The sequence below is a fragment of the Kitasatospora sp. NPDC057500 genome (assembly GCF_042802195.1).
Lineage (GTDB): Bacteria > Actinomycetota > Actinomycetes > Streptomycetales > Streptomycetaceae > Kitasatospora.
Genome location: NZ_JBHVER010000176.1, coordinates 1 through 17,627, shown reverse-complemented (window position 1 = coordinate 17,627; position 17,627 = coordinate 1). Strand labels below are relative to the sequence as shown.

Annotated in this window: 15 protein-coding genes; 7 read left to right on the top strand and 8 right to left on the bottom strand. The window is 75.9% G+C overall.

Features of this window, described 5'->3' with window-relative positions:
* Positions 1 to 48: 48 nt before the first annotated feature.
* Positions 49 to 1,443 (bottom strand): gluconate:H+ symporter, encoded by a 1,395-nt coding sequence (locus tag ACFU74_RS28825; protein WP_380761900.1) that lies wholly within the window; start codon positions 1,441 to 1,443, stop codon positions 49 to 51.
* Positions 1,440 to 1,994, bottom strand: coding sequence for a gluconokinase (locus ACFU74_RS28820; RefSeq protein ID WP_380761898.1), 555 nt, complete (start codon positions 1,992 to 1,994; stop codon positions 1,440 to 1,442). The genes ACFU74_RS28825 and ACFU74_RS28820 overlap by 4 nt, the downstream gene beginning before the upstream one ends.
* Positions 1,995 to 2,143: 149 nt before the next feature.
* Between ACFU74_RS28820 and ACFU74_RS28815 the strand changes: the two genes are divergently transcribed.
* Both ACFU74_RS28815 and ACFU74_RS28810 read left to right on the top strand, forming a co-directional pair.
* Positions 2,144 to 2,839 (top strand): FadR/GntR family transcriptional regulator, encoded by a 696-nt coding sequence (locus tag ACFU74_RS28815; RefSeq protein WP_380761896.1) that lies wholly within the window; start codon positions 2,144 to 2,146, stop codon positions 2,837 to 2,839.
* Positions 2,840 to 3,019: 180 nt separating this feature from the next.
* The gene (locus ACFU74_RS28810) at positions 3,020 to 3,475 is read left to right on the top strand and encodes a hypothetical protein (RefSeq protein WP_380761894.1); all 456 of its coding nucleotides are present in this window, start codon (positions 3,020 to 3,022) and stop codon (positions 3,473 to 3,475) included.
* Here the strand turns inward: ACFU74_RS28810 and ACFU74_RS28805 are convergent.
* From ACFU74_RS28805 to ACFU74_RS28790, 4 genes are all read right to left on the bottom strand, one after another.
* Positions 3,451 to 4,215: a metallophosphoesterase gene (locus ACFU74_RS28805; RefSeq protein ID WP_380761892.1), complete on the bottom strand. Its 765-nt coding sequence runs from the start codon at positions 4,213 to 4,215 to the stop codon at positions 3,451 to 3,453. The genes ACFU74_RS28810 and ACFU74_RS28805 overlap by 25 nt on opposite strands.
* A 19-nt stretch (positions 4,216 to 4,234) precedes the next feature.
* A complete protein-coding gene (locus tag ACFU74_RS28800; protein ID WP_380761890.1) occupies positions 4,235 to 8,797 on the bottom strand; it encodes a hypothetical protein in 4,563 nt (1,520 codons plus the stop codon).
* A gap of 77 nt (positions 8,798 to 8,874) precedes the next feature.
* Entirely contained in the window at positions 8,875 to 9,750 is an 876-nt protein-coding gene (locus ACFU74_RS28795) for a hypothetical protein (RefSeq protein ID WP_380761888.1), read from the bottom strand.
* Between the two features lie 82 nt (positions 9,751 to 9,832).
* The gene (locus tag ACFU74_RS28790) at positions 9,833 to 11,368 is read right to left on the bottom strand and encodes a hypothetical protein (protein WP_380761902.1); all 1,536 of its coding nucleotides are present in this window, start codon (positions 11,366 to 11,368) and stop codon (positions 9,833 to 9,835) included.
* Between the two features lie 223 nt (positions 11,369 to 11,591).
* Between ACFU74_RS28790 and ACFU74_RS28785 the strand changes: the two genes are divergently transcribed.
* The 4 genes from ACFU74_RS28785 to ACFU74_RS28770 all read left to right on the top strand — a co-directional run bounded on the left by ACFU74_RS28785 (position 11,592) and on the right by ACFU74_RS28770 (position 15,038).
* Positions 11,592 to 12,140, top strand: coding sequence for a hypothetical protein (locus ACFU74_RS28785; protein WP_380761886.1), 549 nt, complete (start codon positions 11,592 to 11,594; stop codon positions 12,138 to 12,140).
* 106 nt (positions 12,141 to 12,246) lie between these two features.
* Complete coding sequence (locus ACFU74_RS28780) at positions 12,247 to 13,023, top strand: LamB/YcsF family protein (RefSeq protein ID WP_380761884.1); 777 nt, start codon at positions 12,247 to 12,249, stop codon at positions 13,021 to 13,023.
* A complete protein-coding gene (gene pxpB, locus ACFU74_RS28775) occupies positions 13,020 to 13,655 on the top strand; it encodes a 5-oxoprolinase subunit PxpB (RefSeq protein WP_380761882.1) in 636 nt (211 codons plus the stop codon). The genes ACFU74_RS28780 and pxpB overlap by 4 nt, the downstream gene beginning before the upstream one ends.
* Positions 13,656 to 14,165: 510 nt before the next feature.
* A complete protein-coding gene (locus tag ACFU74_RS28770; protein WP_380761880.1) occupies positions 14,166 to 15,038 on the top strand; it encodes a biotin-dependent carboxyltransferase family protein in 873 nt (290 codons plus the stop codon).
* Positions 15,039 to 15,225: 187 nt separating this feature from the next.
* On the opposite strand, the gene ACFU74_RS28765 is transcribed toward ACFU74_RS28770, so the two are convergent.
* Together ACFU74_RS28765 and ACFU74_RS28760 are read right to left on the bottom strand one after the other, a co-directional pair.
* Positions 15,226 to 16,158: an aminoglycoside phosphotransferase family protein gene (locus ACFU74_RS28765; RefSeq protein ID WP_380761878.1), complete on the bottom strand. Its 933-nt coding sequence runs from the start codon at positions 16,156 to 16,158 to the stop codon at positions 15,226 to 15,228.
* 9 nt (positions 16,159 to 16,167) lie between these two features.
* A complete protein-coding gene (locus tag ACFU74_RS28760) occupies positions 16,168 to 16,929 on the bottom strand; it encodes an alpha/beta fold hydrolase (RefSeq protein ID WP_380761876.1) in 762 nt (253 codons plus the stop codon).
* Positions 16,930 to 17,058: 129 nt separating this feature from the next.
* Between ACFU74_RS28760 and ACFU74_RS28755 the strand changes: the two genes are divergently transcribed.
* A complete protein-coding gene (locus ACFU74_RS28755; RefSeq protein WP_380761874.1) occupies positions 17,059 to 17,592 on the top strand; it encodes a PadR family transcriptional regulator in 534 nt (177 codons plus the stop codon).
* Positions 17,593 to 17,627: the final 35 nt, after the last annotated feature.

The window sequence follows — 17,627 nt, the reverse complement described above, 5'->3', positions numbered from 1 at the left end:
CCCCGAGGGAGCGCCCGCCCGTTCGTCGTCGGCAGGCCTGCGGACGGCCTAGATGACCAGGCTGAGCGGCATGATCAGGGCGATCGCGACCACCGAGATCACCGTCTCCATCACCGACCAGGACTTCAGCGTCTGGCCGACGCTCATCCCGAAGTACTCCTTCACCAGCCAGAAGCCCGCGTCGTTGACGTGCGACAGGAACAGCGAGCCGGCGCCGATGGCCAGCACCAGCAGGGCCGAGTGGGTGGAGGACATGTCCGCCGCCAGCGGGGCGACGATGCCGGCCGCGGTGATGGTGGCGACCGTCGCCGAGCCGGTGGCGAGCCGGATCAGCACCGCGATCAGCCAGCCGAGCAGCAGCGCCGAGATGTGCCACTTGGACGACCACTCGCTGACCGCGTTGCCGACGCCCACGTCGATCAGGGTCTGCTTGAAGCCGCCGCCCGCGCCGACGATGAAGACGATGCCGGCGATCGGGCCGAGCGACTTGCCGACGGTGTCGGAGATCCGGGCCTTGTCGAAGCCGGCGGCCTTGCCCAGGGTGACCATGCCGAGCAGGGTCGCGGCGAGCAGGGCGATCAGCGGGGAGCCGATGAAGTCGAAGATCCGCTGCAGCATCGCCTCGGGGTCGTCGATGACGACGTCCGCCAGCGCCTTGCCCAGCATCAGGATGACCGGCAGCAGGATGGTGACCAGCACGGCCCCGAAGGACGGGGTGTGCTCGCGCTTGGCCGTCTCCACCGGGGTGGCGGCCTGCGGGATCTCCAGCGGGCCGACCCAGCGCTCGGCGACGCGCGCGAACAGCGGGCCGGCGATGATCAGCGTCGGCACGGCGATCAGCAGGCCGAGCGCCAGGGTGATGCCCAGATCGGCCTTGAGCGCGTCGACCGCGACCAGCGGGCCGGGGTGCGGGGGCACCAGGCCGTGCAGCACGGAGAGGCCGGCCAGCGCCGGGATGCCGACCCGCATCAGCGGGACGTTGCCCCGGCGGGCCACCAGCAGCACGATCGGGATCAGCAGCACCACGCCGACCTCGAAGAACAGCGGCAGGCCGAGCACGGCGGCGATCAGCGCCATCGCCCAGGGCAGCGCCCTGGGGCCGGAGCGGGAGAGCACGGTGTCCGCGATGATGTTGGCGCCGCCGGAGTCGGCGAGCAGCTTGCCGAGCATCGCGCCCAGGCCGATCAGCAGGCCGACGCCCGCGACGGTGGAGCCGAAGCCGCTGGAGAAGCTGGTGAGCAGCTTGTCGAACGGCGCGCCCGCGACGGCGGCCAGCACGCCCGATCCGAGGATCAGGGCGAGGAACGGGTGCAGCTTGAGCTTGGTGATCAGCAGGACGATGACGCCGATGCCGAGCAGGACGGCGAGCAGCAGCTGGGAGTCGCTGCTGGTGTGCGGCAGGGCCGGTGGGGCGGCCGCCAGCACGGTGAGGGTGGGGGTCACGCGAGGTCTCCATTGACGGGCCGCAGCAGGGCGACGGCCTTCTCGACGAGTTCTTCGGGGCTCGGCCCGACGTCCAGGACGGCGCCGCGCTCGTCCGGGCCGAGGGGTTCCAGGGCGGCGTACTGCGAGCCGAGCAGCGACGTGGGCATGAAGTGGCCGGTGCGGTGCGAGAGTCGGTCCTCGACCAGTTCGGTCCGGCCGCTGAGGTGCAGGAACCAGGCGTCCGGGTCGGCCGCGCGCAGGATGTCGCGGTAGCCGTGCTTCAGCGCGGAGCAGGTGACCACGCCACCGGTGCCGTCCTCGGTGCGCTCCTTGAGCCAGGCGCCGATGGCGCGCAGCCAGGGCTCGCGGTCCCGGTCGTCCAGCGGGACGCCCGCCGACATCTTGGCGATGTTGGCCGGCGGGTGGAAGTCGTCCGCCTCGGCGAAGGGGAGCCCGAGACGGTCGGCCAGGAGCCGGGCCAGGGTGGTCTTGCCGACACCGGAGACGCCCATCACCACGACGGTGAGGGGTTCGAGGGGGGTGTCGTGGTTCTCGACGCTGAGACCCATGGGTGGTGCTCCTTCGTTGCCTGGCCGCCACTATCGCCCTAAAGGTATGACGTATTCAAGTGAGAGAAACCAAATCGTCATACTTTTATGCCCGGGTCTCGGCGGGGGGCGGCACCGCCCGGGAACGGGCCGCCGTCTAGGCTGGCGGGATGGAGATCCAGGGCCTGCCCGGCCGACTGCTCGCGGAACTGGGGCCGGCCATCGCGTCCGGGGAGGTCCCCGAGGGCACGGTGCTGCGCGGCGAGGAGCTGGAGGAGCGGTTCGGGGTGTCCCGGACGGTGGTCCGCGAGGCGGTCCGGATCCTGGAGGGGATGCGCCTGGTGGCCTCCCGCCGCCGGGTCGGCATCACCGTGCAGCCCAGGTCGGACTGGGACGTCTTCGACCCGCTGGTGATCCGCTGGCGGCTGGCCGGCGCCGACCGGTCCGCGCAGCTGCGCTCACTGGGCTCGCTGCGTCTCGCGGTGGAGCCGGCCGCGGCCGCGCTCGCCGCCCGGCACGCCACCGACGACGAGCGGCGCCGGCTGAGCGCGCTCGCGGTCGAACTGACGATGACCGCGCGCGCCGCCGACCTGGACACCTTCCTCCAGCACGACATCGACTTCCACGCCACCGTGCTGCGGGCCTCGCGCAACGAGATGTTCGCCCACCTCAAGGACACCGTCGGTGCGGTGCTGACCGGCCGGACCGAGTACCATCTGATGCCCCATCAGCCGGAGCCGTACGCGATCCGGCTGCACCGCGAGGTCGCCGAGGCGGTCTGCGCGGGGGACGCCGGGCGGGCCGAGCAGGCGATGCGGACCATCGTCGAGGGCGCGCTGGCCGAGCTGAACGAGCAACTCGGCTGAACCGGCGGGACGTTCGGCAGGGCGTTCGGTACGTTCCGGGCCGGATCACACGATTTGGTGTCGGTTCGGGGGATTCGCGCGCATAGTCCGGGTACGACAGGGCAGAGTGGAGCGCGGGGGCGTAGACTCGGCGCCCGCCGCGCTCGTGTCCGCCACCCGTCCGCGCCTGGGGGTCGCCCGATGCCAACCGCCCGCCGTCGCCGCCGTCTTCCCGACGAGGTCCGCAGGGCCGTCGTCCGAGCGGTGCTCTGCCTGTCGTTCACCCTGGTGGGCATCGTGGTGGCGACACTGTCCTCGTACGCCGACAGCTGGCTGATGACACCGGCGCTGATGGCAATGGGGGTGGGGGTGTTCGGCACGATGTGGTGCCTGCTGGAGATCCTGATCTCCCGCCAGGTCGCCGCGCAGCGGATGCGCACGCCCAACTCCGCCTCGCCGATGGCCGGCAGCCGCGCACCGGCGGGCCGCTCGCAGCAGCAGCGCCCGGCGTACCCGCAGGCCCAGTATCCGCAGTCCCAGTACCAGCAGCGCCCGCGCCCGCCGCAGCCGCCGTACCAGCAGCCCTACCAGCCGCCGGCCGGGCCGCCGTACCCGGGCGGCCCGGCGCCGCGTCAGGCAGGGTTGACCACCCGGTAGTGGGTGGTCAACCGGCCCTCGTCGTCCAGCAGATGGAAGGCGAGCACCGGCGGCTGCCCGAAGGCGACCTCCGGCAAGCCCTCGAAGGGCAGTGCGACCGTGGAGACCACGCCCGGCGCGACCAGCAGCGGCCGCCCGGCGAAGAGTGTGGCCGCCCCGGTGTGCGCGTGACCGCAGAGCAGCGCCCGCACCCGGGGGTGGCGGTCCAGCACCTCGGCGAACCGCTCCCCGCCGAACTGGCGGATCGGGTCCACGTACGGCAGGTGCAGGGTGACCGGCGGGTGGTGGAAGGCCACCAGCGCGGGACGCTCCGCCGGGCCGTCGGCGAGGGTGCGGTCCAGCCAGCCGAGGGTCTCCTCGTCGAGCAGGCCGTCGTCCCGCCCCGGGATCGAGGAGTCGAGCATCAGCACGTCGGCACCGGGCAGCGCGTGCAGCCGGTTGACCGGGCCGCCGGACGGCGCCTCCCCGAGCAGCACCTCCCGGTACGGCCCGCGCACGTCGTGGTTGCCGGGGCAGAGCAGCACCGGGTGCCGGGAGGCCAGCACCTCGGCGACCTCCCGGTACTCGGCGGCCAGGCCGTGGTCGGCGAGGTCGCCGGTGACCAGCACCACGTCCAGCGGGCCGGGCAGGGCGTCGAGGTACGCCACCACCTGCTCGGCCCGCCGCCGGGCGCGCTCCCCCGCGTCCCCGTGGTGGTCCTGGCCGAGATGGATGTCACTGAAGTGAGCGATCGTCAGCATGGGCCCCACGGTACGAGGGTCACGACTGGGCGGGAACCTCCGCCGGGCGCTTGAACATCCGGGTGGCGGTGATCTCGCCGTGGACGGCCGGGCCGTCCGGGTCCGGCGCCGCGGGCAGGCCCGGGCGAAGGTGCTCCTCCACCGAGATGTACTTCAGGCCGGCCCGCAGGTCTGCGTCGTTGCGCAGCCGGATGACCAGCGGGAACTCGGCGAGCGCGGTGGTGTCGAACAGGCCGGTGGTGTAGATCAGCTGGACGCCGAGGGCGTCGGCCACCGCGCGCTGGAGCTCCAGCAGGTAGGTGGCGTTGGCGCGGCCGATCGGGTTGTCCAGGAACAGCGTGCCCGCGTGCCGCAGCTGGGACTGGCCGCGGTCGTTGGCGCGCAGCGCCGCCATCGTGCAGTACAGCGCGATGGCCGCGGTGAGCAGCTGGCCGCCGGAGAACACGTCGGACATCTGGCCGACGCTCACCCGCTCGGCGCGCAGCACCGCGTCCGGCTTGAGGATCTCGACGGCCACGCCCTTGGGGCCGATCGCGGCGGCGACTCCGCGCAGCAGCAGCGACATGCCGTCGCGGCGCAGGTCGCTGTTCTTGCGGACGGCGGCGCGGGTGGCCTCGTCGATGACCTCGCCGAGGCGCTCCACCAGGGTCGCGTGGTCCGGGTCCTCGAAGCGGATCCGCAGGAACTCCTGGCCGGACCACTCCCCCAGGCCCTCGGGCAGCCGGGAGAGGCGCTGGGCGGCGCGCAGGGTGGTCAGCGAGGACTCGACCAGGCCGCGCAGGCGGTCGACGATCGAGCCGCGGTTGCGTTCCAGCTGGGCGAGTTCGTCGGTGAGCACGCGCAGCCGGGGGGCGAAGGCCGCGGCCCAGTTGGCGGCGTGGTCGGGCAGCGCGGCGGCGGGCAGTTCGCGGATCTGCTGGCGGGCCGGGGTGCGGACGGCCTCGTAGCGGGCCGCGTTGGCGTGCCGGACCAGCGCGTCCGAGGCGTCGCGGACGGCGAGTTCGGCGGAGGACAGCTCGCCGGCGGCGGTGCGCAGGGCCCGGCGGGCCTCGGCGGCGGCGGTGCGGGCCTCGGCGAGGGCGCCGAGGTACGGCTCGACCAGGGACTCGGAGTCGTCCTGGTGCTCGCGCAGGCCGTCGCGGAGCTGGCCGGCGTGCTCGTCGAAGTCGGCTGCGGCGGCCTGGGCGGCATCGGAGGTGCGCTGGAGGTCGGCGTGCGCGGTGCGGGCGGCGTCGACGGCCTCGCGGCGTTCAGCGAGCCGGCTGGTGGCGCTGCGCAGCAGGGTCTGGGCGTGCTCGGGGTCGGTGGGGACGAGGTCCTCGGGCAGCTCGGTGTGGGCCTCGCCGTCGGCGGGGGCGGAGCGTTCGGCCTCGCCGCGCAGCCGGCCGAGCTGCTCGCTGGCGGCGGCGGCGCGGGCCTCGATGGTGGCGACGAGTTCCTCGGCGCGGGCGGCGGCGGCCTGGCGGGCCGGGCCGTCGGCGCCGTCGGGGCTGTTGAGCAGTTCCTCGGCGCGGACGCGGACCTTGTTGGTGAGGCGGTCGAGTTCGGCCGCGGCGGCGGCCTCGTCGCCTTCGGCGCGGGCCTGTTCGGCGCGCAGGTCGGCGCCGACGCCGACCTTCTCGTAGAGCTGGGCGGCCGAACGGTAGGCCTCGCGCAGGGCGGGCAGCGCGGCGGGGGCGGCCTCGGCCGGTTCGTCGGACTGCTCGGCGGCGGAGATCTCGGCGCGCTCGGCGCGCAGGGTCCGGGCGGTGCGGCGGGCGTCGTCGGCGGCGCGCTGGGCGGCGCGGCGGTCCTCGTCGCAGGTGCGGGCGCGTTCGGCGCAGACGGCCTGGCGGCGGTCGCACTCGGCGGCGTCCTCGGCGAGTTCGCGCTGGCGGCGGCTCCAGTTGGCGCGCTCGCGCAGCCGGAAGGCGAGGCCGGAGAGGGCGTCGGCGCGGCGGCGGGCGCGCTGCGCGCTCTCCCGGTGCTCCTCGTGGGCCGAGGCGGCGGCGGCGTGGTCGGTCTCGGCCTCGTCGTGCTCGGCGCGCAGGGTGGCCAGGGCGGCGGCGGCCTGCTCGGCGTGCTCGCGCGCGGTCTCGGCGGCGGCGGCGAGTTCGGCGAGGGTGCCGGGCGGGCAGCTGGCGTGCCAGGAGGCGAGGCGGGCGGCGAGCGCGCGGTCGCCGCCGAGGCGGGCGGCGAGTTCGCGGATGTGCTCCTCGCGGGCGGTGGCGCGGGCGCGCAGTTCGCGGCGCTCGTCGTCGGCGGCGGACTCGTCGTGCATGGCCGGGTTCGGCGGCACCAGGAAGAACGCGGGCTCGTCGGTGATCGGGGCGATCAGCGAGGCGGCGGCGCCGACCGCGACGGTGGAGCGGGGCAGCAGGGCCGCGGCGCGCAGCGCCTCGCGGGCCCGGTCGAGGGAGGTGGGGTCGGTGACCACCACGCCGTCGACGAGTTCGGGGCGGGCGGCGAGGATCGCCTCGTGGTCGGCCGGGTCGACGGACTGGGCGAGGTAGCGCCAGCCGGGCAGGGCGGGGATGCCGTGCTCGGCGAGGTACTCGACGGTGGCGAGGACGTCCGGGCCGGGCGGCAGCAGGCCGCCGTCGCCGAGCGCGGCGAGGATCCGGGAGTCGTCGGCGGCGGCGGTGCGCAGGTCGAACAGGGTGCGCTCGGCGGTGGCGATGGCCTCGTCGAGGAGTTCGCGCAGGTACTCGGCGTTGCGGTCGAGGAGGGCGGGGGTGAGGAAGCCGGCGTCCTCCTCCGCGGAGTCCTGGTACGGGGTGAGCGAGAGCAGGTCGGCGAGCCGGGGCTCGGTGGCGAGCAGGGCGGCGGTGCGCTGCTCGGTCGCGAGCGCCTGGGCGGCGGCCTTGCGGGCGTCGGTGGCGCGGGCGGCGGCGAGTTCGGCGCGGCCGGTGGCGGCGGTGGCCTCGCGCAGTCGGCCGGCGGCGGCCTCGGCGCTGGTGCGGGCCTGGGCGAGGGCCGCGGCGGCGGCCTTCTCGACGTCGGCGGCGTGCAGGGCGGCACGGGCCGGGTCGACGTCGCCGTCGGTGTCGATGAAGCCTGCCTCGACGGCGGCGGCGGTCTCCTGCTCGACCTCGGCGAGGCGCTGGCGCAGGTGCTCGGCCTCGCTGCGGGCCTTCTGGGCGGCGGTGGCGGCCTCGGTGGCGTCGTTCTGGGCCTTGGAGCCGTCGGCCTGGAGTTCGGCGGCGCGCTGCTCCTCGGTGTCGGCGCGCTCCTCGGCGGCCGCGGCGGCGCCCTCCAGGGCGCGGGCCAGGGCGGTGGCGGCGCGGGCGCGGGCGGCCAGCGCGGGGGCGGCGTCCAGCTCGGCCTCGCGGATCGCGGCGGCGACCCGGCCGACCCGGTCGGCGGCGGCGCGGTGGCGCAGCACGGCCTCGGCGGCCTGCCAGGCGGAGTGCAGGGTGCGGGCGTCGGTGAGTTCGCGGCGCAGGGCGGCGGCCTCGGTGGTGGCGGCGGCCAGGGCCAGCGAGGCGTGCCGGTGGGTGAGTTCGGCGGCGATCAGGGTGTGCCTGGTGCGGTCGCTCTCGGCGGCGGTGACGGCGCTCGCGGCGGCGGCGACCTCGACGGCGAGGTCCTCGGCGCGGTCGCGTTCGGCGGCGGCGCGGGAGGCGAGGGCGTGGGCGAGCCGACGGGCGCGGCGTTCGGCGGTGCGGTGGCCCTCGCGGACGGTCTCGCGGGCGGTGGTGGCCTCGGCGATCCGTTCCAGCAGCTCCAGCGAGCCGGCGGTGAAGTCGCGTTCGGCGGTGAGTTCGGAGCGCAGGCCGAGCTTGGCGGCGAAGCCGTGGACGAGGTCGGCGAGGCCGTCGGTGTCCCGGGTGTCGGTGACGGCGCGCAGCAGCAGGTCGGTGAAGTCCTTGTCCTGCTTGACCGCGAAGAGGCCGGCCGCCTCGCCCTCGTCGGCGTTCATCTCGCGCTGGTAGCGGAAGAGTTCGGGGTCGAGGCCGAGTTCGCCGAGGTGTTCGGTCCAGCGGTCGTGGCCGTCCTCGAAGACCAGGTCGAGGTGGGGGTGGGCCTTGCCGGCCTCGGTGAGGGCGTCGCGGAAGCCCTTCATGGTGCGGCGGCGGCCGCGGGCCTTCTGGTCGCCGGCCAGGCTGACCCGCTCGGCGACCGGGAGGGAGTCCAGGGTGAGGCCGGGGCCCGGGCGGAAGGAGTACCAGGTCTCGGCGAACTTGCGCGGGTCCGAGGAGACCTGGCGCCCGCGCCACTCGCTGACCTTGCCGACCACGATCGGCTCGCCGGTGACGGTGTGCTGCCACTCCAGGGCGACGTGGCCGCAGTCGTCGGCGAGCAGGAACTTGCGCAGTACGCCGGAGCTGGCGCCGCCGAGGGTGTTGCGGTGGCCGGGGAGCATGACCGAGAAGATCAGCTTGAGCAGGACGGACTTGCCGCCGCCGTTCTCCAGGAAGAGCACGCCGGCCGGGGCGGGGCGGCGGACCGGGCCGTCGGCCTCCTCGCCGAACAGGCCGATCTGCTGGGGCGCCGGGTCGGCGACGGGCTCGCCGACGCCGCGCAGGTCGAGCACCGTGTCGGCGTAGCGGGCGCCGGCCGGTCCGATCGAGTAGAGGCGGACCCGGTTGAGCTCGTACATGTGCGGCGGTTCTCCAGGAGGCGGGTGGGTCGGAGGGTCTGGTCCGGTGGGGGCCGGCGGGGTGGTCCGGTGGGGCGTCAGAGCGAGTGGAACGGCAGGCCGGCGTCGGCGACCAGGTCGTCCCCGGTGTCGGGGGGCAGCAGGGTGGCGGTGCCGTCGGAGACCGGGACGACGCCGAGGTCGAGCAGTTCCGCCATGGCGGCGGTGCCGGCCAGGTCGCGGACCTGGAGCTGGTAGCGGGCGGTGGTGCGGTAGGTGCCGCCGGCGTCGTCCGAGACCTTCTGCAGGAAGCCGGAGTCGACCAGGAACAGCACGGCCTTGGCGACGATGCCGATGGTGGAGCCGGAGAGCCGGCGGGCGTCCTTGGTGGCGCCGGTGGCGGTGCGCCGGGCCCAGACCCGCCAGGCGGCCTCCAGGCCGGGCGCGTCGCTCTGCGGGTCGGTGTTGTCGCCGTCGGCGGCGGCCTGCTCCTCCAGGCGGCGGCAGGCCTGGCGGACGAAGGAGTCGATGCCGTTGACGGTGATCCGGCCGAGGTAGCCGTCGTCGGCGAGGTCCTCGGGGCGGGGGAAGGCCATCGCGGCGACGGCCAGGTGGGCGAGGCCGTGCAGGAAGCGGTCGGTGGACTCCGAGGCGGCGCGGCGCGAGTAGTCGCCCATCCGGACGGCGAAGACGGAGTCCTCGGCGGCGGCGACAGCCATGCCGGCGCGCGGGGAGACCTCCAGCACGACCAGGCCCATGCCGGTGGCGACGGCGTCGGCGAGGCGGGCGAACGGGGGGTCCTCGCGGTGGCGGCGGACGAGTTCGGCGTACTCGGCGTCGCGGGCGGGGAGCAGCTTGGCCTGGAGGCCGAAGGAGACCAGGCGGGCGGCGTCGGCGACGTCGGCCGGGGTGATCGGCGCGGGGGCGGCCGGTTCGGTCTCGGGCGCCCAGGACGTGTCGTGGTGGGTCGTCACGGGCGGTGCTCCTCGGGGCGGTGCGGGGGTGCGGGCGGGGTGCGGGTCGGTTGCCCGGCCGGTCGGCCGGTCCGGCCGGGGGTCAGCCGGCGTCCTTGCGGTCGGCGGCCATGCCGGCGGCGTCGAGCAGGGCGCTGCCGACGATGAGGTCGGCGCCGCCGAACTCCCGGTCGTGCAGCGGGGTGCCGTCGTCGACGGCGAAGAGCAGCCGCTCCTCGCCCTGCCGGTAGGCGGTGCCGACCGGGGGGCTGGCCGCGTGCACGGCGAGCAGGGCGACCAGGTACGGGAGCTCCGGGTCCTGCGCGCGGGCCTCGGCGAGCAGTCCGGAGAGCCGGCGGGGCGCGTCGGCGGGCAGGTCGAGCAGGTCGAGGGCGGCCTCCAGCTGGGCCTCGGAGAACCGGCTGTCGTCCGGGGTGGCGACGAGGTCCGGGTCGGGCAGCTCGGCGCCGAGGTGCTCCCGCTCGACCGGCGGGGTGAGCAGCAGGTCGACCAGGTCGGCGACGCGTACCGAGACGGGGGTGCGCAGGCCGGTGCCGCGGGCGAAGAAGGCGCCGGTGGGGTGGACGGCCTGCGCTATCGGCAGCCGGAGCACCGGGGCGAGCAGCTGGCCGTAGAGGTCGATGCCGCTGCGGGCGCCGGGGGTGGCGAAGGCCTGCCGGTCCTGCTCGGCGCGGAACAGCGGGCCGGCCTCCAGGAGCCGGGTCTGGAGCTGGGTGTGGCGGCGGATGCAGTCCTTGACGATGTCGACCAGCTCGGCGGCGCGGCGCTTGTGCTCGGGCTCCTCCGCCTCGTCGCGGGCCTTGCGGATGTTGGTGAGGATCGCGTTCTCGTGCCGGTAGCGGTCGGCGATGTGGTCGAGCGCCTCGTCGATGAGGTCCGGGATGGCCCGCATCCAGTCGACGGCGCGGACGTTGCGGCGGGTGGCCTCCAGGGCGCGGCGCAGCGTCTCGGCGTACTGGACGGTGCGGTAGCGGGCCTGCTCGGCGGCGAGCTGGGCGTCGGCCAGGCGGCCGCGCCGGATGAGCACCTCCAGCTTGACCTCGGCGGCGATCTGGGCGGAGGTGACGTCGGTGTCCAGGGCGCCGACCAGGACGTTGACCGCCTCGTCGGTGGTGCGCAGGTAGACGCCGCCGTCGGGGCCCGGGACCTCCTCGATCAGCTTGAAGTCGTAGTCGCGGCGGACGTACTCGCCGTCGGCGCCGAAGGTGCCGTAGACGGCGCGGAAGCCCCGGTCGACGCTGCCGACGTTGATCAGCGACTCCAGCACCCAGCGGCCGACCCGCTGGTGCTCGGCGGTCGAGCGGCCGGGCGCCTGGGCGGCGACCCGGGGCAGCAGCCGGGCGAGCACCGTCTCGCGGTCGGCGCCGGTGTCGAAGTCCATGTTGAGGGTGACCAGGTCGATCGCGGCGAGGCCGACCTCGGCCATCGCGTAGCCGCCGTACTCGCCGGCCAGCATCACCTTGCGGTTGTCCAGGTCGTGCAGCGGGGCGGTGCAGGCCAGCGCCTTGAGCCGGCGGGCGAGGCCCTCGTCGGCGGCGGGGCCCGGCGCGGGCCGCGCGGCGGCGACGGCGGACCCGGCGGGCGGCCGGGGGCCGTGCTCGGTGGGCTGGTCGGCGATGACGGTCACGGGGGACAAGACTAGAGGCAGGGGCCGACATCGACCGAAACGGACCTTTCGGACAGCCGGGCGGGCGGGGCCGGGGGCGGTCGCCGGGACGCCCCGGATGGGATGTTGAACGCGTTCAATTCTGGGGTCTGGAGTCGGCACGAGCAGACGGGAGCAGCCCGACCTGCACCTTCGGCATGTCCTCGACGTGCCCCCGGCCCCGGGGTGGACGCAGATGAACGACGCGACCGACGGCGAACGGGCGGCCCTGCGGCGGGTCCGCCGCCGGCTGTGGACCTTCGCGGTGTGCCTGGCGCTGAGCGGACTGACGGCCTTCCCGCTGGAGAGCGAGACCCGCTGGCTCGCCGAACTGGCCGCCGGCCCCGGAGCCCCGGTGACCGACCGCTTCCCCGCCCTGCTGGAGTGGATCGAACGGACCCGCGACGGCCTTGCCGAGACCAACGCCCGCTACCCCTTCCTCGCCTACGGCACCGACTGGCTCGCCTTCGCCCACCTGGTGATCGCGGCGGCGTTCTGGGGTCCGATCAAGGACCCGGTGCGCAATGTCCGGGCGATCCGCTGGGCGGTGCTCGCCTGCGCCGGGATCATCCCGCTCGCGCTGGTCTGCGGGCCGCTGCGGGGAATCCCGCTCTACTGGCGGTTTGTCGACATGTCGTTCGGAGTGGTGGGCGCCGTCCCGCTGCTCATCGTGCTGCGCGCACTGCGGCCGCTGGTCGGGCGGGCCGAAGCGGCCGGACACCGTCCGACCGTCGCGGCCGGCTGACCGCGCCGCGGTCCGGCTGGTCACAGCCGTACGGACCAGCGGCGCGAGGCGAGCCCCGGCGCAGGCCCTACCATCTGGCTCAACAGCTGCTGGAAGGCGGACCGGCGTGGCCGATGCGGTGATCGATCTCAATGCGGACCTCGGCGAGGGGTTCGGGCGCTGGACGCTGACCGACGACGAGGCCCTGCTCTCCGTCGTCACCAGCGCCAACGTCGCCTGCGGCTTCCACGCCGGGGACCCCTCCACCATGCGCCGGGTCTGCGCGCTGGCGGCCGAGCGCGGCGTACGGATCGGCGCCCAGGTCTCCTACCGGGACCTCGCGGGCTTCGGCCGCCGGGCGATGGACGTGCCGCCCGACGAGCTGGCCGACGAGATCGCCTACCAGATCGGCGCCCTCCAGGTCTTCGCCCGCGCCGCCGGCTCCCGGGTCTCCTACGTCAAGCCGCACGGCGCCCTCTACAACCGGGTGGTGGCCGACGGCGAACAGGCGGAGGCGGTGGTCGCCGGGATCCTGCGGTCCGGCGCGGTCAGCGACGGCCCGCTGCCGGTGCTCGGCCTGCCGGGCTCCCGGCTGCTGACGGTCGCCGAGGGCGTCGGCCTGCCGGTGGTCACCGAGGCGTTCGCCGACCGCGCCTACACCTGGGCCGGCACCCTCGTCCCCCGCCGCGAGCCCGACGCCGTGATCCACGATCCCGAGACGGTCATCACCCGTGCGGTCGGCATCGCCCGCGACGGCTCCGTGGAGGCCGTCGGCGGCGAGCCGATCGCCGTCCAGGCGCGCTCGCTCTGCGTCCACGGCGACACCCCCGGCGCCGCCCAGCTCGCCTGGCGGATCCGCGGCGCGCTCGCCTCGGCGGGCGTCCGGGTGGAGGCGTTCACATGACCCGCCCGGAGGCGGTGTTCCGGCCGGTGGGCGAGCGGGCGCTGCTGGTGGAGCTCGCGGACACGGCCGAGGTCACCGCCCTCTACGGCTGGCTGCGGGAGCGCCTGGCCGCGGGCGAGCTGCCGCCGGTCGGGGAGATCGTGCCCGCCGCCCGCACCGTCCTGCTGGACGGCGTGGCGGACGTCGACGCGCTCGCCCGCCTACTGCGGACGGCCCGCCCCGACCCGGCGGCCGCCGCCACCGGCCCGCTCGTCGAGGTGCCGACCGTCTACGACGGCGCGGACCTCACGGAGGTCGCCCGCCTCTGGGGCGTCTCCCCCGAGGCGGCCGTGCGGATCCACACGGAACCCGAGTACGTCGTGGCGTTCTGCGGCTTCGCCCCCGGCTTCGGGTACCTGACCGGCCTGCCCGAGCGGTACGAGGTCCCCCGCCGCGCCACCCCGCGCAGCAGCGTCCCGGCCGGCTCGGTCGCCCTGGCCGGCCCCTACACCGGCGTCTACCCCCACCCCTCCCCCGGTGGCTGGCAACTCCTCGGCCGCACCACCCTGCCCCTCTGGAACCCCACCCGCACCCCACCCGCCCTCCTCGCCCCGGGCACCCGCGTCCGCTTCACCCTGGAGGACACGAGGTGACGGGCGCAGCGGGCCGGGCCGGACCTCGGCAGTACGCCCCCACGCACGGCGCAGCCGCACGGCGGCCCCCGCAGGCGCAGGTGGCGGGGCACCGGCGGGGCACCCGCGGGCCCGGCCACGGGTACGGCAGGCAGGCGTCCACCGAGCGCTCCGCCCCGGGACAGCACCGGACACCCCTGCCGATCCGCCGACGGCCGAGCACCCCGACGGGCCGCCGGGCTCCCGGTCCGCTGCCACGCCCCGGCGAGGGTGCCGGTCGGCCTCGCCGGGGCGCGGCAGGCCGGACGGGGCCGCGGAGCGCGCCGGTCCGCCCGGGTGTGCAGAATCCCAGGACGGGCGAGGTGGCGCACGCAGTGACCGCGGTGCTGGGCCCCCTGCCCCCGTCCGCGGCCGAACGAGCAACGTGACGAACGCGATGGTCGTGATGCGACCGGGCCCCCCGGGTGTCGAAAGCACGCTGGGCGGGGTCACGACGCACGCGCCGCGGCCGCTGAAGACCGAAGGGACGACATGACGGACGCGTTGACCGTGGTGCGCTCCGGCCCCCTCAGCACCGTGCAGGACCTCGGGCGGACCGGGGTCGCGCATCTCGGGGTGCCGCGGGCCGGGGCGTTGGACGAGCCGGCGTTGCGGGCGGCCAACCGGCTGGTGGGCAATGCGGCCGGAGCGGCGGGTGTCGAGACCACGTTGGGCGGGGTCGCGGTGCGGGCGTCGCGGCCGCTGGTGGTGGCGGTGACCGGGGCGCCGTCGCCGGTGCGGGTGGACGGGCGGCCCGCCGCCTGGGGGGCGCCGGTGCTGGTGCCGGCCGGGGCGGTGCTGGACATCGGTCCGGCGACCGCCGGAGTCCGCGCCTACCTGGCGGTGGCGGGCGGGATCGCCGTCCCTCCGGTGCTCGGCAGCCGTTCGGCCGATCTGCTCTCCGGGCTCGGCCCGGCCCCGCTGGCCGACGGCGACCGCCTGCCGGTCGGCCCACGGCCACCGCTCGGGCCCGCCCCCGAACTGGTCCCGCTGCCCGCTCCCCCCGCCGAACTGGTGCTGCGGCTGCGGCTCGGCCCGCGCGCCGACTGGTTCACCCCGGACGCCGCGGCCCGGCTCGCCCGCGCGCCCTACCGGGTCGCCGCCGCCAGCAACCGGATCGCGCTGCGCACCGAGGGCCCGCCGCTCGACCGCGCCCGGGAGGAGGAACTGCCCAGCGAGGGCATGGTGCTGGGAGCGGTGCAGGTCCCCCCGGACGGCCTGCCGGTGGTCTTCCTGGCCGACCATCCGACCACCGGCGGCTACCCGGTGGTCGGCGTGGTGCCGTCCGCCGACCTCGCCGCCGCGGCCCAGGCCCGCCCGGGCACCCCGGTGCGCTTCGCCGTCCTCCCCGGCCGACCGGCATGACCGGGGCCTCGGACGGCCGGGCCGTACAGCGCTCTCCGTCGACGATCCGGGTCGGCGGCCTCTGCCACGGGGTCGCCACCGAGGTCACCCGCTCCTCCGGGGGCGCGGTGGCCCTGGACGGGGTCCGCAGGTCGGGCGGCGGACCACCGCCGGGGTGATCGCCGTCGAGCGGGGCGAGGAACCCGCGCTACCGCCCCAACAGGACCAGGGCGACAGCCCGTTGGCCTTCATCGATGACCTTCCCGCCGTCCTCCACGTCCCACAGGACGTTCTGCAGCACGCGGGCGAGGGTCCAGCGGACGGCGCGGTCGCGGTCCAGGGCGAGGCGGTCGGTCATCAGGTCGAAGCGGCGGCGCAGGGCGCGCGGGAGGTCGCCGGTGGCGACGAGGTCTGACCAGCGGTTGTGCAGGGCGGGGAGGAGTTCGAACCCCGGGTCGCCGGACAGGGGCTTGGGGTCGATGGCGAGCCAGGGGGCGCGGGCGTCGGGGCCGGGCGGGGCGAGCACGTTGCCGTAGTGCAGGTCCCAGTGGAGCAGCCGGTCGCCCGGTTCGGGCCGGACCTCGCGCAGGGCGGCCGCGAGGTCGGCGAGCAGCCGGCGGTCGCCCTCCCCCGCCAGTTCGCCGCGCGCCCGGGGGACGTCCGCGAGCACGGCGTCCGCGACATCCGCCAGTTTCCGCACCCCACGAGGTGCCCGGCATGACGTCAGTTCGCCCAACAGGTCCGCGAGGACGCCGGTGGCGGCCAGGTCGTCGGGGACGGCGAGCAGGGAGCGCGCGGGGTCGAGGCGTTCCAGCAGCATCGAGCCGGTGGCCGGGTCGTGGTCGAGCAGCCGGACGGCGCCCCGCCCGGCCCAGGCGCGCAGGGCGAGCGGTTCGCCGGCCGTCTCCTCGTCCACGGGCTGGAGCTTGAGCGCGGCGCCGGTGCCGTCGGCCCGCCGGACGGGCAGCACCAGGCCGACCACGCCGTGCGCGGGCGCACCGTCCGGCCGCAGGTCCCAGCGCTCCGCCAACTCCCCGGCGAGCGCGGGCAGTCGGCGGACCCAGGCCTGCCCGTCCGCCCCGAGGGACTCGACGAGGGAGGCGGTCAGCGCCTCGGGGACCCGGATCGGCACGGCGGACACGGGACGACCCTACGCCAGCGCGGCGGCGACGGCCCTCGCGAAGCCCTCCGGATTGTCGATCATGATGTTGTGCCCGCAGCCCGGCACCGCCTCCAGCACTACGCCCGCCGCCCGCAGGCCGTCCGCCCCGGGCAGCTCGCCGTCGACCGCGGGGAAGAGGAAGGTGCGCGGCAGGTCCAGGCCGTACAGCTGCTCGCGCAGGGCCGGCGCGGTCGCCCGGCAGCGGTGGACGGCGCTGCGGTGGAGCGCCTCGGGGCCGGCCAGCCGCATGGTGGCCCACCAGAACGGGCCCGCCCAGTACTCCGCCTGCTCCCTGCCGCCGGCCAGGAACTCCTCCTCGGTGAAGCTCGCGATGCCGCTGGCACCCGGGCCCGGGGCCGGGGTGACCGGGTCGATGACGGCGTCGACCAGCACCAGCCCGGCGACCAGTCCGGGGTGCCGGTGGGCCAGTGCGACCGCGATCGCGCCGCCCAGGCTGTGGCCGATCACCTCCACCCGCTCCACCCCGGCCGCGCGGACGGCCGCGGCGACGGCGTCGGCGTGCGCCTCCAGGGTGTAGGGGAAGTCGGCGGGCCGGTCGCTGATGCCGAAGCCGAGCAGGTCCAGCAGGAGCGAGCGGTGCCCGGTGAGCAGCGGGTGGGCGGCGGCTGCTGCGTAGTAGACGGGCGAGCTGGCGCCGAGGCCGTGCAGGTAGAGGCGGACGGGCTCCCGGCCGGGGATCTCCACCCAGCGGATCCGGTCGCCGTTCGGGGTGACGGTGGCATCGCGCACGGTCGTGCTCCTCCTGCGGTCGTCCGATCGGCGCGCCGGGCCGTTCCCGGGGCGCCGGGGAGACCATACCTCGACATCGAGGTATAGCAACATCGAGATATCTCCGGCCGGATCTGGGAGAGTGGCCCCATGCTGAAGCTCGCGATCCTCGGGTTCCTCCACGACCGGCCCCTGCACGGCTACGAACTGCGGCGCCACCTCGCCGCGCTCACCGGCCACGTGCGGCCGCTCAGCGACGGCACGCTCTACCCGGCGATCAAGCGGCTGGAGTCCGACGGCCTGCTGGTACGCGCCACCGAGCCCGGCGCCGCCGCCGCACCCCGGCACACCCTGCGGCTGACCGACGCCGGCCGGGCCGCCCTGCTGGAGCGGCTGCGCACCCCGGACGAACTGGACGTCAGCGACGAGAACCGGTGGTTCACCGTGCTCGCCTTCCTGCGCCACCTCGACGGCGAGCCGGCCGCCCAGGCCGCCGTGCTCCGGCGCCGGCTCGCCTTCCTGGACGAGCCAGCCAGCTTCTTCTACGACGGCGACCGGCCGGTGGGCGCCGAGGAGGTGGCCGACCCGTTCCGGCGCGGGATGCTGCTGATCGCCCGCGCGACCACCACGGCCGAACTGGACTGGCTGCGCGCCACCCTCGCCGACCTCGACCGGCAGGGCTGAGCGCGCACCGGAAACGCCGCGGCCCGCGCCGGCCC

Bases quoted from the DNA above. Each gene is read 5' to 3' on its own strand.
- pxpB (WP_380761882.1), top strand. From the start codon at position 13,020: ATGACCCGCCCGGAGGCGGTGTTCCGGCCGGTGGGCGAGCGGGCGCTG.
- ACFU74_RS28810 (WP_380761894.1), top strand. From the start codon at position 3,020: ATGCCAACCGCCCGCCGTCGCCGCCGTCTTCCCGACGAGGTCCGCAGG.
- ACFU74_RS28755 (WP_380761874.1), top strand. From the start codon at position 17,059: ATGCTGAAGCTCGCGATCCTCGGGTTCCTCCACGACCGGCCCCTGCAC.
- ACFU74_RS28770 (WP_380761880.1), top strand. From the start codon at position 14,166: ATGACGGACGCGTTGACCGTGGTGCGCTCCGGCCCCCTCAGCACCGTG.
- ACFU74_RS28785 (WP_380761886.1), top strand. From the start codon at position 11,592: ATGAACGACGCGACCGACGGCGAACGGGCGGCCCTGCGGCGGGTCCGC.
- ACFU74_RS28815 (WP_380761896.1), top strand. From the start codon at position 2,144: ATGGAGATCCAGGGCCTGCCCGGCCGACTGCTCGCGGAACTGGGGCCG.
- ACFU74_RS28800 (WP_380761890.1), bottom strand. From the start codon at position 8,797: ATGTACGAGCTCAACCGGGTCCGCCTCTACTCGATCGGACCGGCCGGC.
- ACFU74_RS28820 (WP_380761898.1), bottom strand. From the start codon at position 1,994: ATGGGTCTCAGCGTCGAGAACCACGACACCCCCCTCGAACCCCTCACC.
- ACFU74_RS28805 (WP_380761892.1), bottom strand. From the start codon at position 4,215: ATGCTGACGATCGCTCACTTCAGTGACATCCATCTCGGCCAGGACCAC.